The sequence below is a fragment of the Nonomuraea rubra genome (assembly GCF_014207985.1).
Classification (GTDB): domain Bacteria; phylum Actinomycetota; class Actinomycetes; order Streptosporangiales; family Streptosporangiaceae; genus Nonomuraea; species Nonomuraea rubra.
The window spans coordinates 5,539,795-5,554,076 of the sequence record NZ_JACHMI010000001.1 but is presented as its reverse complement, the minus strand read 5'-3'; the positions used below and the strand labels follow the sequence as shown (position 1 = coordinate 5,554,076).

At 73.4% G+C, this 14,282-nt stretch carries 14 protein-coding genes; 6 read left to right on the top strand and 8 right to left on the bottom strand.

Going from position 1 to position 14,282, the window contains the following annotated elements:
• Positions 1-73: 73 nt before the first annotated feature.
• Both HD593_RS25195 and HD593_RS25190 read right to left on the bottom strand, forming a co-directional pair.
• Entirely contained in the window at positions 74-1,510 is a 1,437-nt protein-coding gene (locus tag HD593_RS25195; protein WP_312903688.1) for an N-acetylmuramoyl-L-alanine amidase, read from the bottom strand.
• 43 nt (positions 1,511-1,553) lie between these two features.
• Complete coding sequence (locus HD593_RS25190; RefSeq protein ID WP_185104567.1) at positions 1,554-2,591, bottom strand: M23 family metallopeptidase; 1,038 nt, start codon at positions 2,589-2,591, stop codon at positions 1,554-1,556.
• 191 nt (positions 2,592-2,782) lie between these two features.
• Between HD593_RS25190 and HD593_RS61725 the strand changes: the two genes are divergently transcribed.
• Both HD593_RS61725 and HD593_RS25175 read left to right on the top strand, forming a co-directional pair.
• On the top strand, positions 2,783-6,001 hold the full coding sequence (locus HD593_RS61725) for an AfsR/SARP family transcriptional regulator (protein WP_312903686.1): 3,219 nt from the start codon (positions 2,783-2,785) through the stop codon (positions 5,999-6,001).
• A gap of 119 nt (positions 6,002-6,120) precedes the next feature.
• Positions 6,121-6,789: a DUF4142 domain-containing protein gene (locus HD593_RS25175; protein WP_185104566.1), complete on the top strand. Its 669-nt coding sequence runs from the start codon at positions 6,121-6,123 to the stop codon at positions 6,787-6,789.
• Here HD593_RS25175 and HD593_RS25170 read toward each other — a convergent pair whose 3' ends face one another.
• Complete coding sequence (locus HD593_RS25170) at positions 6,790-7,206, bottom strand: nuclear transport factor 2 family protein (protein WP_185104565.1); 417 nt, start codon at positions 7,204-7,206, stop codon at positions 6,790-6,792.
• Positions 7,207-7,347: 141 nt separating this feature from the next.
• On the opposite strand from HD593_RS25170, the gene HD593_RS25165 reads away from it, so the two are divergent.
• Together HD593_RS25165 and HD593_RS25160 are read left to right on the top strand one after the other, a co-directional pair.
• On the top strand, positions 7,348-8,223 hold the full coding sequence (locus HD593_RS25165; protein WP_185104564.1) for an isocitrate lyase/PEP mutase family protein: 876 nt from the start codon (positions 7,348-7,350) through the stop codon (positions 8,221-8,223).
• Between the two features lie 177 nt (positions 8,224-8,400).
• Complete coding sequence (locus tag HD593_RS25160) at positions 8,401-8,877, top strand: arginase family protein (RefSeq protein WP_221524944.1); 477 nt, start codon at positions 8,401-8,403, stop codon at positions 8,875-8,877.
• On the opposite strand, the gene HD593_RS25155 is transcribed toward HD593_RS25160, so the two are convergent.
• Together HD593_RS25155 and HD593_RS25150 are read right to left on the bottom strand one after the other, a co-directional pair.
• Positions 8,878-9,309: a nucleoside deaminase gene (locus HD593_RS25155; protein ID WP_312903684.1), complete on the bottom strand. Its 432-nt coding sequence runs from the start codon at positions 9,307-9,309 to the stop codon at positions 8,878-8,880. It abuts the gene before it with no gap.
• A 57-nt stretch (positions 9,310-9,366) separates the two neighbouring features.
• A complete protein-coding gene (locus tag HD593_RS25150) occupies positions 9,367-10,218 on the bottom strand; it encodes an LLM class flavin-dependent oxidoreductase (protein ID WP_185104563.1) in 852 nt (283 codons plus the stop codon).
• A gap of 94 nt (positions 10,219-10,312) precedes the next feature.
• Between HD593_RS25150 and HD593_RS25145 the strand changes: the two genes are divergently transcribed.
• Complete coding sequence (locus tag HD593_RS25145) at positions 10,313-10,765, top strand: Lrp/AsnC family transcriptional regulator (RefSeq protein ID WP_185104562.1); 453 nt, start codon at positions 10,313-10,315, stop codon at positions 10,763-10,765.
• Between the two features lie 3 nt (positions 10,766-10,768).
• Here the strand turns inward: HD593_RS25145 and HD593_RS25140 are convergent, their stop codons facing one another.
• From HD593_RS25140 to HD593_RS25130, 3 genes are all read right to left on the bottom strand, one after another.
• Positions 10,769-11,656 carry an ABC transporter permease gene (locus HD593_RS25140; protein WP_185104561.1) on the bottom strand — a complete coding sequence of 296 codons (888 nt, stop codon included), beginning with the start codon at positions 11,654-11,656 and terminating at the stop codon, positions 10,769-10,771.
• A gap of 130 nt (positions 11,657-11,786) precedes the next feature.
• Entirely contained in the window at positions 11,787-12,368 is a 582-nt protein-coding gene (locus tag HD593_RS25135) for a TetR/AcrR family transcriptional regulator (RefSeq protein ID WP_185104560.1), read from the bottom strand.
• A 61-nt stretch (positions 12,369-12,429) separates the two neighbouring features.
• The gene (locus tag HD593_RS25130) at positions 12,430-13,272 is read right to left on the bottom strand and encodes a hypothetical protein (protein WP_185104559.1); all 843 of its coding nucleotides are present in this window, start codon (positions 13,270-13,272) and stop codon (positions 12,430-12,432) included.
• Positions 13,273-13,439: 167 nt separating this feature from the next.
• Between HD593_RS25130 and HD593_RS25125 the strand changes: the two genes are divergently transcribed.
• Positions 13,440-14,189 (top strand): HAD family hydrolase, encoded by a 750-nt coding sequence (locus tag HD593_RS25125; RefSeq protein WP_185104558.1) that lies wholly within the window; start codon positions 13,440-13,442, stop codon positions 14,187-14,189.
• Positions 14,190-14,282: the final 93 nt, after the last annotated feature.

Sequence of the window (14,282 nt, the reverse complement as noted above, 5' to 3'; positions counted from 1 at the left end):
AGGCACCGGCCGAACGCCGCGGGCGGGCCCGGGCTCCTGCCCGCACCCGCCCGCCGCCTGTTCTCCGTACCGGCTAACCGCAGTGCTCGAACGGGCTGTCGTAGACGGCCGAGCCCGCCTTGCCGCCCCACTTGACGCACTTGCCCGCCGCCGCGGCGCGGATCGGGCCCGCGTAGTAGGCGAAGTTGCCGCTGTCGGTGACCCGGGCCTTGCCCTGCACCTCCAGGTACGCGCTGGTGGCGGTGGCCGTGCCGATCGAGGTCTTCTTGATCGTGGCGACGCAGTTGTTGCCGTTGGCGGAGTTGTAGAGCAGGTGGACCGTGCCGGCCGAGCCCAGCGCGGCGCTGTCGATCACCTTGTAGCCGCTGCCGCACACCGACTCGGGGGTGTGCGGGTTGGGAGTGCCGCCACTGCCGCCCGTGACGTACCGCATGAACGTGGTCCAGTTCCAGTGGCCGCCGGGGTCGGTGTGATCGGTGCCGGGGACCTGGTTGTGGCCGACGATGTGCGTGCGGTCCTTGGGGATGCCGTACCGGTCGGCGATGTTGCGGGTCAGCGCGGCCGACGAGCGGTACATGGCGTCGGTGAACCACGTGGCGTCGCTAACGTAGCCCTCGTGCTCGATGCCGACCGAGCGACGGTTGTACTCGCCGGCGTGGAAGGCCCGGTCCTTCTCCCTGACCATCTGGGTGACGGCGCCGTCGGACGAGCGTACGACGTAGTGGGAGCTGACCTTGGCGGCCGGGTTCTGGAACCAGGAGATCGTGCCTGCGTAGGAGCCCTGGGCCACGTGGATGACGATCCGGTCGATCTTGTCGCTCGCCGGGCGGCTGGAGACGGCGTAGTTGGCGGTGCCGGCCGGCACCCACGCGGCCTGCGGGTAGTCGGTCGAGGCGGCGAGGGTGCCGGGGCCGTCCAGGTCCTTGGCCTTGGCGTACGCGCCGCGGTCGGGTTCGACGGCGCGCGGCTCGACCGTGACGCTCTCGCCGCCCGTGCTGGTGGCGCGCACGCCCTCCGCCATCAGGTCGTAGACGGTGTCGGCGTACAGGCGGGCCACGTCGGGGGAGGCGGCGCCGCCGTAGCGGGCGATGGCCCCGTACCAGCGGGCGGGGTCCTTGCGGGCGGCGGCGTCCAGGCCCGCCTCGTCGGCGTAGGCGCGCAGCACGGCGGCGCCTCCGGCGATGTTGGCGGCGTCGTCGCTCTTCAGCTCCTTGACGGGCCGGTCGGTGAGGGTGGCCGCGCGCTCCAGCGTGCGGGACGTGACCAGGTGCATCATGCCGTAGCCGCCGCCGGCGCTGGGCTCGCCGTCGTGGCCGTCCAGGCGGGTCTCGGCGTAGGCGAGCGAGACCAGCAGGTCGCGCGGCACCTCGTGGGCGGCGGCCGCCTTGGCGAACGCCGCCGTCACGGGACCGTCGGCCGACGTAGCCGCGGCCGGGCTTCCCATCAGCAGCGAGGCGGGGATCAGCGCACCGGTCAGCAGCGCGGCTGAGCGGCGCAGTCGGGCTCGCACAGTGTTCTCTCCTCAGGAAGTCTCGTTCGTGGGGGTACGCGCTCTAGCCGCAGTGCTCGAACGGGCTGTTGTAGACGGCCGAGCCCGCCTTGCCGCCCCACTTGACGCACTTGCCCGCCGCCGCGGCGCGCACCGGGCCCGCGTAGTAGGCGAAGTTGCCGCTGTCGGTGACCCGGCTCTTGCCCTGCACCTCCAGGTACGCGCTGGTGGCGGTGGCCTTGCCCAGCGACGACTTCTTGATCGTGGCGACGCAGTTGTTGCCGTTGGCGGAGTTGTAGAGCAGGTAGGCGGTGCCGGCGGAGCCCAGGGCGGCCGAGTCGATCACCTTGAAGCCGGCGCCGCAGACGGACGTGGCGGTGTGCGGGTTGGTGGTTCCGCCGCCGCCGCACTTGTTCTTCGAGGTCAGGGTCTGGTTGGGGTAGCCGAAGGTGACGCCGTTGAAGACGGCCTTGCGGATGTTGCCGGGATAGCTGGTGCCCTGGCGGACCTCGTAGTGCAGGTGCGGGCTGATGTTGTTGCCCGGCTTGCTGGTGTTGCCGAGCGTGCCGATCTTCTGGCCCTGGGCGACCTGCGCGCCGGCGGCGACCGAGCGCACGTTCAGGTGCGCGTAGTACGACGTCCAGCCGCCACCGTGGTCGATCTTGACCAGGTTGCCGTAGCCGTTCGCGGAGCCCTGGTGGGCGGAGATGACCACGGTGCCGGCCGCGGCGGCAACGACGGTGTCGCCGAGGTCGGCGGAGGCGGAGCCGCCGCGGTTGAAGTCGATCTCGTACGAGCGGTGCGCGCTGCTGGCGCTGGAGTTGCCCGTCCAGCTCTGGCCGCAGGGGAAGGGGAGCTGGAAGCTCGGCGCGGCGAGGGTGGAGACCTCGGGGACCTCGACCTGGTTCGGCGGGTCGTTCGGGTCCGGCGCGGGCGTCGCCGTGGCTGTGGCCGCCGGGGTGGCCGCCGGGGTGGCGGGCTGGCCGGCGGGCTGGGTGGCGGGCGGCGAAGGAGCCGGCGTGGGGGCGGCGGAGGCGGCCTGGCCGGCGGCGAGCCCGCACACCAGGACGAAGCCCACCGTGAGCACCCTGCTGGGTCGCATAAGGATCCTTTCCTTACGGCTCCGGGACGGGGATCCGCCCGGCGCCGATCATGATCAAGTGGATCTCTCGACGTGCGCTTGCTGGGGCTCAAGATTGCGAGTACGGCGTACAAAGAACATCCAAAATCGGTATAAAGGCTCAACCCGGCAATGGTTGCAACACCTCCAGCCAAGGAGTAGGTGCGGTCATAGTGGTCGATCAACCAGCCTTCGGTGTCCTCGGGCCGTTGCAGGTCCTGGCCTCGGGCCGGAGCCTGCGCGTCGGCGGCCCCAAGCCGCGGCTGCTCCTGGCCACCCTGCTGCTCGACGCGAACCAGGTGGTCGGCTCCGACACGCTCATCGAGGTCCTGTGGGCCGGGAACCCGCCCTCGTCCGCCACGGCCAACCTGCGCACGTACGTGAGCTCCTTACGCGGGGTCCTCGGCACGGCGGGAGCCGGCATCGCCGCCCACCCCTCGGGTTACGCGATCGAGGTGGAGGCGGACGGGCTGGACCTGCTGCTGTTCGAGGACCTGGTGGCCAGGGCGCGGGCGGGCGGGCGTACCGGGGAGGCCGCCGCGCACCTGCGCGAGGCGCTCGCGCTGTGGCGCGGCGAACCCCTCAGCGACCTGCCCGCCAGCCCTGCCTGGGACGCGCGGCTGCGGGCGCTCACCCAGGCCAGGCTGGGCGCGGCCGAGGAACTGGTCGCGACGAAGCTGGCGACCGGCGAGCACGCCTCCGCCATCGACGACCTGCGGGAGCTGATCGGCGAGCATCCGTACCGGGAGGATCTCTGGCAGCAGCTCATCCTGGCCCTGCACCGTGGCGGCAGGCGGGCCGAGGCGCTGCACGCCTACACCGCCATCCGGCGCCAGCTCGTCGACGATCTCGGCATCGAGCCCGGCCAGGAGCTGCGCGAGGCCCATGCCCGGGTCCTGTCCGAGGACTTCGACCCCGCTCCCGCCCGCGACGCCGGGCCGAGCCTGGGGGCGTTGGCGGGCCCGGGTGCGGGCGCAGCCGCGGGTTCGGGCGGGGGCACAGGTCCGGGCACGCGGGCAGGCACGAGCGCGGGGCTGGCTGGGGGCACGCGTTCGGATGCGGGAATTGGCGCAGGCGCGGGTGCGAGCGCAGGCGGAGGCGGGGGCGCCGGCTCAGGCACGGTCACAAGCGCAGGCGCGGGCGCGGGCGCAGGCGGAGGCGGGGGCGCCGGCTCAGGCACGGTCACAAGCGCAGGCGCGGGCGCGGGCGCAGGCGCGGGGCCGGAAGCCGAGGCGGGCGTGGATGCGGGTGCAGGTGTGGGGGTGCCTCGGCCTTACCAGCTTCCGCCCGACATAGCGGACTTCACCGGACGGGCCGCCGCGGTCGCCGCCCTGACGGACGCCCTCGCGGCCGGGGAACGGCAACCGGACGGGCCCCCGTCGATCGCCGTGGTCGTCGGCCCGCCGGGCGTCGGCAAGACGGCGCTGGCCGTGCACTGCGCCCACGCCGTACGGTCCGGTTACCCGGCCGGGCAGCTGCACCTGTGCCTCGGCGGCACCGACCCGGCCCCCGCCGACCCGGCGGATCTGCTGGCCGAGGCGCTGCGCGCGCTGGGAGTGGGGGACGCCGCCCTGCCGCCCACCGTGCACGAACGCTCCGCCCTCTACCGCTCCCTGCTGGCCGAGCGGCCGATGCTCGTCTTCCTCGACGACGCCGCCGACGCGGCCCAGGTGCGCGCCCTGCTGCCGGGCAACGGCTGCGCGGTCCTGGTCACCAGCCGGCGGCGCATCACCGAGCTGCCCGGCGCGCTCCTGCTCGAACTCGACGTCCTGCCGCCCGACGAGGCCGAGCGGTTCCTCGGCCGCATCGTCGGCCCGGAGCGGCTGGCCGCCGAGCGGCAGGCGGCCCTGGCCATCCTCGACGCCTGCGGCCACCTGCCCCTGGCCGTCCGGATCGCCGGCGCCCGCCTGGCGGGCCGCCCCAACTGGCCGCTGCGCGTGCTGCAGCAGCGCCTGGCCGACGAGGCCGGTCGGCTCGACGAGCTGCGCGCCGGCGACCTGGAGGTACGGGGCTCCTTCGAGCGCAGCACCCGCCGCCTGACGGGCGAGGCGGCCACCGCCTTCCACGCGTTCGGCCTGCTCGGCCCGGCCTCCGTGCCCGGCTGGGTGGCCGACGCCGTCCTGGGCCGTCCCCGTACGGAAGCCGTCGTGGACTCCCTCGTGGACGCCAGCCTCCTGCGCCTGGCCGGCACCGACGCCCTCGGCCAGCCCCGCTACCAGCTGCACGACCTGATGCGCTGCCAGGCCCGGCACCACGCGGACGCCGGCGCGGCAGGCGGCACGGCAGGCGGCACGGCAGGCCGCGCGGGAAACGAGGCGGCAGCCCGTGTGCTCGCCGGCTGGGCCAGCGCCACCGGCCACTTCGCCGCCCGCCTGCCCACCACCCTGTTCAGCCTGACGCCCGAGGAGCCCGCCTCCTGGAGCCTCCCGGACGAGACGCTCGCCCAGCTCACCGCCGACCCGCTGTCATGGTTCGAGACCGAGCGCGAGTCGCTGGTGGAGGCCGTCCGGCTGGCCGCCGGCACCGGGCGCGCCGCCTCGGCGTGGGGGCTGGCCGCCGCCCTCGTCCCGTACTTCGACCTGCACTGCCGCCTGGACGAGTGGCGGCTCACGCACCGGCTGGCCCTCGACAGTGCCCGCGCGGCGGGCGATCGACGCGGCGAGGCCGCCATGCTGCGCGGTCTCGGCCAGGTGTGCCTGTACCAGGACCGCTATGCCGAGGCCGGCGACATGCTCAGGCGTGCCCGCGCGCTCTTCCGCGAGCTCGGCGACTCGCGCGGCGAGGCGATCTCGATCTGCGGGCTGGGCGCGGTCAGCCAGTTCTCCGGCGAGCACCTGCGGGCGCTCGGCTCGTTCCGGCACGCCCTGGCCATGTTCCTGGCCGTCGGTGACCGCAGCGGCGAGGCGTACGCGCGGCAGGCGATCGGGCGGATCTTCCTGTCGCTGCGGGACCTCCGCCAGGCGTCCCGGTGGCTGGCCGAGGCCCTGCGGCTGGCCCGGGAGCTCGGCGACACCCATCGCGAGGGGTGCGTGTCGATGCACCTGGGCCGCCTGCACGACATGAAGGCCGACACCGAGGGGGCGATGCGGTTCCAGGGCCGGGCCCTGGACATCTTCGAACGGCTCGGCGACCGGCACTGCGGCGCGTACGCGATGCAGAACCTGGGCGGGCTGCAGGCGGCCAGCGGCAGGCGGTCCGACGGCTCCGACCGCCTCCAGGCGTCCCTGGCGATCTTCCAGCAGCTCGGCGACCGCAGCGGGGAGGCGGCCACGTTCCAGACGCTCGGCGAGCTCTACCGCTCGGCCGGGCGGTCCACGCTGGCCTCCCACTACCTGCACCGCGCGGTCGAGCTGCGCAGGGAGCTGCGCGAAGACGCCGTTCCCCGCACGTAGCGGAATTGCCTCCGGCAAATCTTGCACAGTGCCATGAACGCTTCCCGGCCGCGCGGCGTATCCATGAGTGACCGGTGCCGCACCAAGGCACCCCCGGATCCCGGAAGGGGTGACGGCGGATGCGCCAGAGCCGTCGCGTACTCGCCGGATGCGCACTCGGCCTGCTCTGCTCGGCGACCGCCTGCGCCGGCTACACGCCCACGCCCACCTCGGACACGGTCGCGGTGAGCACCGTACCGGCTGCTGTCGGCACGGAGACGACCGAGCCGTCCGCCACCCCGTCTGGGGAAGAGGAGGACGGCGGGACGCGGCAGACCGAGTGGGGCCCGCTGTCCGAGACCGACCGGGAGCTCATCCGCAAGGTCCGCCTGGCGAGCCTGTGGGAGATGCCCATGGCCCAGGACGCGGTGCAGCGAGCCAGCACCGCCCGCGTCCGCCAGATCAGCAGGGACATCGCCGAGCAGCACCACACCCTCGACAAGCAGGTCCGCGACGTCGCCGCCAAGCTGCAGGTCAAGCTGCCGGTGAAGCCCACCACCCAGCAGCAGGCCTGGATGAGCGACATCTCCGGCAGGACCGGCGCCGCCTACGACACCACCTACGTCAAGTGGCTGCGCCTGGCCCACGGGCAGATCTTCCCCCTGATCGGCACGGTGCGGGGCAGCACCCAGAACACGCTGGTCCGCCGCTTCTCCGAGCAGTGCAACGCGGCGGTGCTCAACCACCAGCGGTTGCTGGAGAGCACCGGCCTGACCACCCCGGCGAGCTTCCCCACACCGTCGTCCTGATCAGGACTCCGCGCGCGTCCAGAGGGGCGTGATCCGCACCTCGCGGATCCGCCACCCCGCCGGGGCCCGCACCACGGTGGCGGTCAGCCGCAGGCCGCCGGTGAAGTGCGGCGCCCGGCTGTCGCGGTAGTAGTACACCAGCGAGTTCGCCGACACGGCCGCCTGGTCGCCGTCGAGGGTCGCCAGCAGGTCGGTGGTCGTGTGCTGGGCGCGCTGTCCCTCGACCTCGCCCTGCCGCATGAAGGCGACGACCTGGTCGAGGCCGCGCAGCTCGCCGCCGCGCGGCGAATGCACCGCCACGTCGCCGGTGAAGACCGTGCCCGCGTCGTCCCACCGCCCCTCGTCCAGCAGGAGCCCGAAGCGGGTGAACAGGTCGGCGATCTCGATGCGGTCGGCGATCAGGGTCTGCGTGGACATGCCATCCTCATTTCATTGGCGCAACCAACGTTTATGGCGCTAACCATACACGGATTTCGTTGGTGGCACCAACAGCTTTGGCATCCGTCCGGTACGGGGAGGAGCGCGCGGGTAGGAGCCGGGCACGGGGGGAACGGACAGATGACACGACACACGACCAGGCTGCGGGAGCTGATCGCCGCCCCGGAGATCCTGGTGGCGCCCGGCGTGTACGACGGCACGGGCGCCCGCCTTGCCCAGTCGCTGGGCTTCCGGGCGATCTACCTCAGCGGCTTCCAGACCTCGGCCAGCCTGCTCGGCAGGCCCGACGTCGGCTACCTGACGCTGACCCAGATGGTGGCGCGGGTGGCCGCGTTCGCCGAGGCCGTGGACCTGCCGCTGATCGCCGACGCCGACACCGGGTACGGCAACCCGCTCAACGTCCGGCGCGCGGTACGCGAGTACGAGGCGGCCGGCGCCGCGGCGATGCACCTGGAGGACCAGACCTTCCCCAAACGTTGCGGGCACATGCCGGGCAGGGACGTCATCGCCGCGGAGGACATGGTGCAGAAGATCAGGGCGGCGGTGGACGCGCGGCGCGACCCCGACTTCATGATCATCGCCCGTACCGACGCGCGTACCACGCTGGGCCTGGACGAGGCGCTGGAGCGCGGCGCCCGCTACCACGAGGCGGGCGCCGACCTGCTGTTCATCGAGTCCCCCGAGACCGAGGCCGAGATGCGGCGCGTCTGCGACACCTTCCGCGGCGTCGTCCCGGTGCTCAGCAACCAGATCGAGGGCGGCAGGACCCCGCTGGTGAACGTGCGCGGGCTCCAGGAGATGGGCTACGCGCTCGTGCTCTTCTCGGTGGGCGCGGCGTTCGCGGCAGCCAAGGGCCTGCACGACTACCTGCGCACGCTCGCCACCCGGGGCGAGACGGGCCCGGCGGTCGAGAACATGATCACGTTCGACGCGTTCAACCACCTGATCGGCCTCGACGAGCACGCCGCCCTGGAGGAGCGGTACCGGAGCCGCTGACCCGCCTCAGACCTGAGCCGCCTCAGACCTGAGCCGCCTCAGACCTGGGCCGCCTCAGACCTGGGCCGCCTCAGACGCGGGCCTCCTCCGCGCGCAGGTCCACGCCGCGGATCCCGGCCGGCGCCGTGCATCCGGCGCAGCACGAACCTGTTCGGCACCTACAGCTACGAGCTCGGCGTGGACCTGCGCGAGCAGCTCAACCTGGTCGACATCGGCGGCTGGCAGGCACCCAGGGCCGGGGTCAAGGTCGGGCGCGAGCGCGGCACCACCGTGATCACGGTGGGCGGCGTGGAGCGGACCGGCGTGGAGCGCGTCGCCGAGGCCGCCCTGGAGATCGCCTGGCAGGGCGCCGAGGCCGTGTACCTCTCCTTCGACATCGACGTCATCGACGCCGGGTTCGTCCCCGGCACCGGCTGGCCGGAGCCCGGCGGGCTGCTCCCCCGGGAGGCGCTGAACCTGGTGCGGCTGGTGTCCGAGCCGGGGCTGGCCGGGATCGAGGTGTGGGAGTGCTCGCCGCCGTACGACTGGGCGGAGCAGACGGCGCTGCTCAGCGCCCGGGTCATCCTCGACAGCCTGGCCGTGCAGGTCAGGGCGGGGAAGCTGGGGCGGAAGGCGTCCACCCTGCCGCGCCCCGCCTGGGGTCCGACCCCGTGATCACCGGTAGAAGCCCTCGACGGGGACGCGTGCCTCCTCGAACAGCGCCGGCCCCTCCTGCGGGACCAGGGGCCAGCCGCCGCCCGGCTTGAGCTCGGCGAGCTGCTCGTTGGACAGCGCGTACACCACGCGGCCCAGCCCGGAGCGCTCGATGCCGCCGCGGCACATGTCGCACGGCTGGCAGCTCGTGAACATGGTGGTGGCGGCGGCGGTCGCCGGGTCCAGCTCGCGGGCCGCCCAGCGGGCCAGTTTCAGCTCGGGATGGGCGGCGATGTCGCCCTCGCTGGTGACGGTGTTGTGCGCTTCCGCCAGGACGTCGCCGTCCGGTCCCACCAGCAGGGAGCCGAACGGGGCGTCGCCGCTCGCGCGGGACTTGGCGGCCAGCTCGATGGCCCTGCGCAGGAAGGTCTCCTCCTGAGGTGTCAATGTCACCGTTGCTCCCTTGATCGGTCGGTCGGTCGTGCCGGTCGGGCCGGTCGGCCGGGCTGGTCAGGTGTGCGGGCCCAGGGGCCAGTGGTCGGCCACGGCGGCGAGCGCGTGCCAGGCCGTCTCCGGGTGCAGCGTCTCGGCGGGGTCCCCGTCGAACGGGTCGAGCACCACGGTGTCGGCGCCGAGCGCGCGCAGCTCCCCGAGGTCTTCCACGATCTGGCCGATGGTGCCCTCCCCGGCGCGCCGCTGCGGTCCGGTGACCGGCGTGCCCGTCAGCCGCAGCACGATGCGCGGGGCGAAGGCGGGCGCTGGCCGTCCCAGCTCTCCGGCGACGGCCTTGAGCCGCTGGGCCGCGTCCCGCAGCCACGGGAGCGTCGTGCGCAGCGGATGGTACGCGTCCCCCAGGCGCACCGCCCGGCGCAGCCCGGCCTCGCCGTTCCCGCCCACCCAGAGGGGGATCGGCCCGGCACGGTAGTCGTCCTCGTCCGCCCACGCGGCCCGCATCGCCTGGAGGTGCTCGTCCGTCAGCCGCCCGCGCCGCTCGAACGGCACCCCGAGCGCGTCGAACTCCTGGCGGGCCCAGCCCGTGCCCACGCCGAGGACGAGCCGGCCGCCGCTGAACCGGTCGAGGTTCGCCGCCATGCGGGCCATGAGGAGGGGGTGGCGGTACGGCACGATGAGGACCGAGGTGCCGAGCCTGATCCGCTCGGTGACGCCGGCCAGCCACGAGAGCGTGGTGAACGGCTCGTAGAACGGAGCCGGATACTGCTCGGCCACGTCGGGCGTCACCACGACGTGGTCGGAGATCATCAGCAGGTCGTAGCCGAGTGCCTCCACCGTGCGCGCCCAGCGCCGCAGGACGGCCGGGTCCGTCCCCGGCCCGAAGTTCGGCACGTTCACCCCGATTCGCATGGCAAGGAGGCTATCGAGGCGGCCGCCCGGATCTGAAGGGCTTCTTCCCGGCCTTGACGGCCGATGGCCGGGAATCTGCCGGTAATTTGGCGGGGTGACCGAGGAACTTGACGAGACGGACTGGTCGATCCTGGCGGAGGTCCAGCGGGACGGCCGCATCCCCTTCACCGAGCTGGGCCGCCGGGTGAACCTCAGCGCCTCGGCCACCACCGAGCGCGTCAGGCGGCTGGAGGCGCTGGGCGTCATCTCCGGCTACCGGGCCGACGTCGATCTCACCAAGGTGGGCTACGCCATCCTGGCCGTCGTGCGCCTGAAGTACCCGGGCAACCGGCACGAGCCGCTGCGCCGGCTGCTCGGCGAGCGCATGGAGATCCTGGAGTGCCTGCGCACCACCGGCGAGGACTGCTACACGCTGAAGGTGGCGGCGGGCTCGATGGCGCACCTCGAGAGCATCGTGGACGAGCTCGCCCGGTTCGGCAGCACCACCACCAACCTCGTCTACAGCCAGCCCCTGCCCTACCGCGGCCCCCGGACCCCGCCCCAGTGACGGTCAGCCCCGCCCGTACCGGTCCTCGGCCCGCCAGAAGTACCAGAACCCGCCGGCGAGCGCGGCGACCGCCCACACCAGGCACGACACCCACACGAGCTGCGGCGGGGTGTGGCCGGCGATGAGGAGGTCCCGCATCCACTCGATGTAGGAGGCGGCCGGGTTCAGGTACATGGCGGTGGCGACCCACTCGGGCAGCCCCGCGCTGTTGACGACCTTGTCGTGGATGGCGAAGAACACCCCCGAGGCGTACAACCACGTCCGCATGATGAACGGCAGCAGCTGGTTGAGGTCCCGCAGCGAGGCGCCGAGCCTGGCCAGGATCAGCCCCGCCCCGATGTTGAACATCGTCTGCAGCACCAGCACGATCGGGATCATCAGCCAGCGCAGCGTCACCGGCTCGTTGGTGATCACCACGATGACCAGCAGCACGCCCATGGAGATGACGAGCTGCTGCAGCTCCTGGATCGTGTACGCCAGCGGCAGCGAGGCCCGCGGGAAGTGCAGGGCTCGGATCAGCGACAGATTGCCGGAGATCGACTTGGCTCCGGCCGTGACCGTGCGCTGCGTGTAGGTGAACACGAACATCCCGGTCAGCAGGAACGCCGGATAGTTCTCGATGCCCTTGCTGCCGCCGAGGATGAGGCCGAACATCACGTAGTAGATGGCGGCGTTCAGCAGCGGGGTGATGACCTGCCAGAGCTGGCCCAGCGCCGACCCGGAGTACTTGGAGACGTTGCGCGAGGTCGCGTACGTCAGCACGAAGTGCCGCCGCTGCCAGAGCTGGCGCAGGTAGACGGGGAATCTGGGGCGGGCGATGGCGGGCTTGAGCCCGTGCCTGCGGGCCAGCTCCGCCAGCGACTGCGGTGCGGGGTCTTCCACTTGGCTCATGAGCACCTCGTAGCGTTGCGGCCACCGTGCCGGCCCGCCCGGTGACCGATGGTTCCGGCCTGGTCGATCATCCCCCGCCGCGGGGGGCGCCGGTCCAGTCTCGGGCCGGAGCGTCGCGGAGTCGAGGACCTCATCCGGCGAGGTACGGGCGCAGCGTCTGCCCCAGGGCCTCGCGCATCGCGTCGGGGAGCGGGCCGTCGCCGGTCAGCGCCCACAGGATGAGGGCGCCGTTGTAGGCCACCTGCACCGCCCCTGCCAGCGTGGCCGCCCCCGCCTCCAGCTCTCCCGCCGCCACCGCGTCGGCCAGCAGGGCGGCGATCTCGTCGCGGGTACGGCGGGCGTGCTCGGCCGCGTGCGCCCGGAAGTCGGGGTCGGTCAGGTCGAGCTGCAGGAACCCGAGGCTGCCCGACAGCTCCTCAGGCGTGGACACGCCCTCCGCCAGGTGCACGAGCGCGGCCCGCAGGGCGGCCAGCGGTGAGGCGTGCTCCTGGCGGGCCCGCTCGAACGGCTCGGCCGCGGTGCGGGTGGCGTGGGCGGCGAACGCCAGCAGCAGGCCGCGCTTCGAGCCGAACCGCTGCACCAGCGTGGCCGGGGACAGCCCGGCCTCCTGCGCGACGGCGGCCAGCGTGAGCCCCTGCGGGCCGTGCCGGCCGATCGCGCGGGCGGTCGCGCCGAGGATCGCCTCGTCGCTGGTGGTGCGGGGCCTGCCCATGATCGCTTCCCCCCGAGCCTTAGTGAATGCGCGTTTATAAACTAGCAGCCCTCTCCCGTCGCTACGGCGATGTCACCCCCGTCACCGCGAACCGCTCGACCTCGGCCACGTGCCCGCCGGTCGAGGCGACGACGGTCAGCGTCCGCCCCGGCTGCGCCGTGAACGAGACCCGTGCCGACCAGGCCGCGTTCTCGCCTCCGGCGGGCAGGCAGCACCGCTCCCCCACCGGGGTGTCCGAGCCCGGGTGGCGGACCTGGATCCTGATGCTCTCGTCCACGCCGGTGACGCGGCCGCCGACGGTCAGCGGGGAGCCGGCCGAGGCGCCGTACGCGGGTCTGGTCAGGGAGAGCGTGGTGTCGTCGGTGCCGACCACCTCCCAGGGGGCGTCGTCGCCCTGGCCGTACCTCATGAGGTGCACGACGGCCGCCACCAGGGGCCGGGAGGCGTCCTCGGCGCGGAAGCCGACGTGCACGCGCGCGTGCGGGCCGTCCGTCACGGTCTTGAGGGCGCGGTCGATGCCGGCGAAGCCGAGGAAGTCGCGGCTGAAGGCGATCGCGGTGCGGCGGGCGTCGAAGTGCCACGGCTCGTGGCCGTTCGCCCGGTACTCGCGCTGCCAGGCCGCCGCCTCCTCAGGGGTGGAGAACGGCCACAGCGGCTGGTAGTGGCCGCCGATCAGGGTCTCGTGCGGGGCAGGCTCCGCCTGCGTGATGGTCGCGGGGGGTGTGGAGGTGACCGGAGTGGGTGAGGTGGGTGAGGTGGGTGCGGTGGATGAGGGTGACGTGGGGGCGGGTGAGGGGCTGAGTGCGGCGGTGCTCGGCGGGCCGGCGTCGCCGCAGCCCGCGACCCCCAGCCCCAGCCCCAGCACGGCGAGCAACGGCAGCACTCCTACGGTCAACGCTCTCATGCGGCGCCTCCTGCCAGGGCCGATGGGGTATGGGGATTCACGTGGCGCGGCCTGGTGACAGACGTACCCACTGGCTGCTCCCGCTTCCCGTGGGACGGGCAGGAGGTCCTGGGTCACGAGGTCCGGCGGCCATGGCTGGGCGGCGCGTGCGCGGGTAGCGTCCAGACATGGCCACCTTCGATCTGACCAGCTTGCGCGCCGTCGTCTTCGACACCGACGGCGTGGTCACCGACACGGCCCGGGTGCACGCCGCGGCGTGGAAGCACGTCTTCGACGCCTTCCTCAGGGGGCGTTCGGAGCCCTTCGACATCCGCGCCGACTATCTCGCCCACGTGGACGGGCGGCCGCGGCTCGACGGGGTGCGCACGTTCCTGGCCTCGCGCGGCATCTCGCTGCCCGAGGGCGGGCCGGGCGACGAGCCGGGCGCGCCGACCGTGCACGGGCTGGGGCTGGCGAAGGACGCGCTGTTCATGGAGCAGATCCACCAGCACGGCGTGGCCGCCTTCCCCGCCACGGTCGCGCTGCTGCACGAGCTGCGGCAGCGCGGCTGCCGTACGGGGGTGGTCTCGGCCAGCAGGCACTGCCGCGCGGTCGTGTCGTCGGCCGGGCTGCTGCACCTGTTCGACGTGCTGGTGGACGGTAACGACGCGGCCCGGCTGGGCCTGCCGGGCAAGCCGGATCCCGCGCTGTTCCTGGAGGCGGCGCGGCGGCTGGAGCTGCCTCCGGGCGAGGTGGCGATCGTGGAAGACGCGCTGCCCGGTGTCGAGGCGGGGCGCAGGGGCGGGTTCGGGCAGGTCGTCGCGGTGGACAGGTCCGGCACGCAGGCCGCCGCGATGCTGGCGGCCGGGGCCGGCGCGGTCGTCACCGACCTGGCCGACGCCGACGTGACGGGCCGCGTGCCGGTGGGCCGCCGATGACCACGCCCGCGATCGTCCCTGGGCGTGTGCCGCTGACGACCACGCCCGCTGACGTGGCGGGCCGCCTGCCGCCGGAGAGCACGCCCGCGAGCC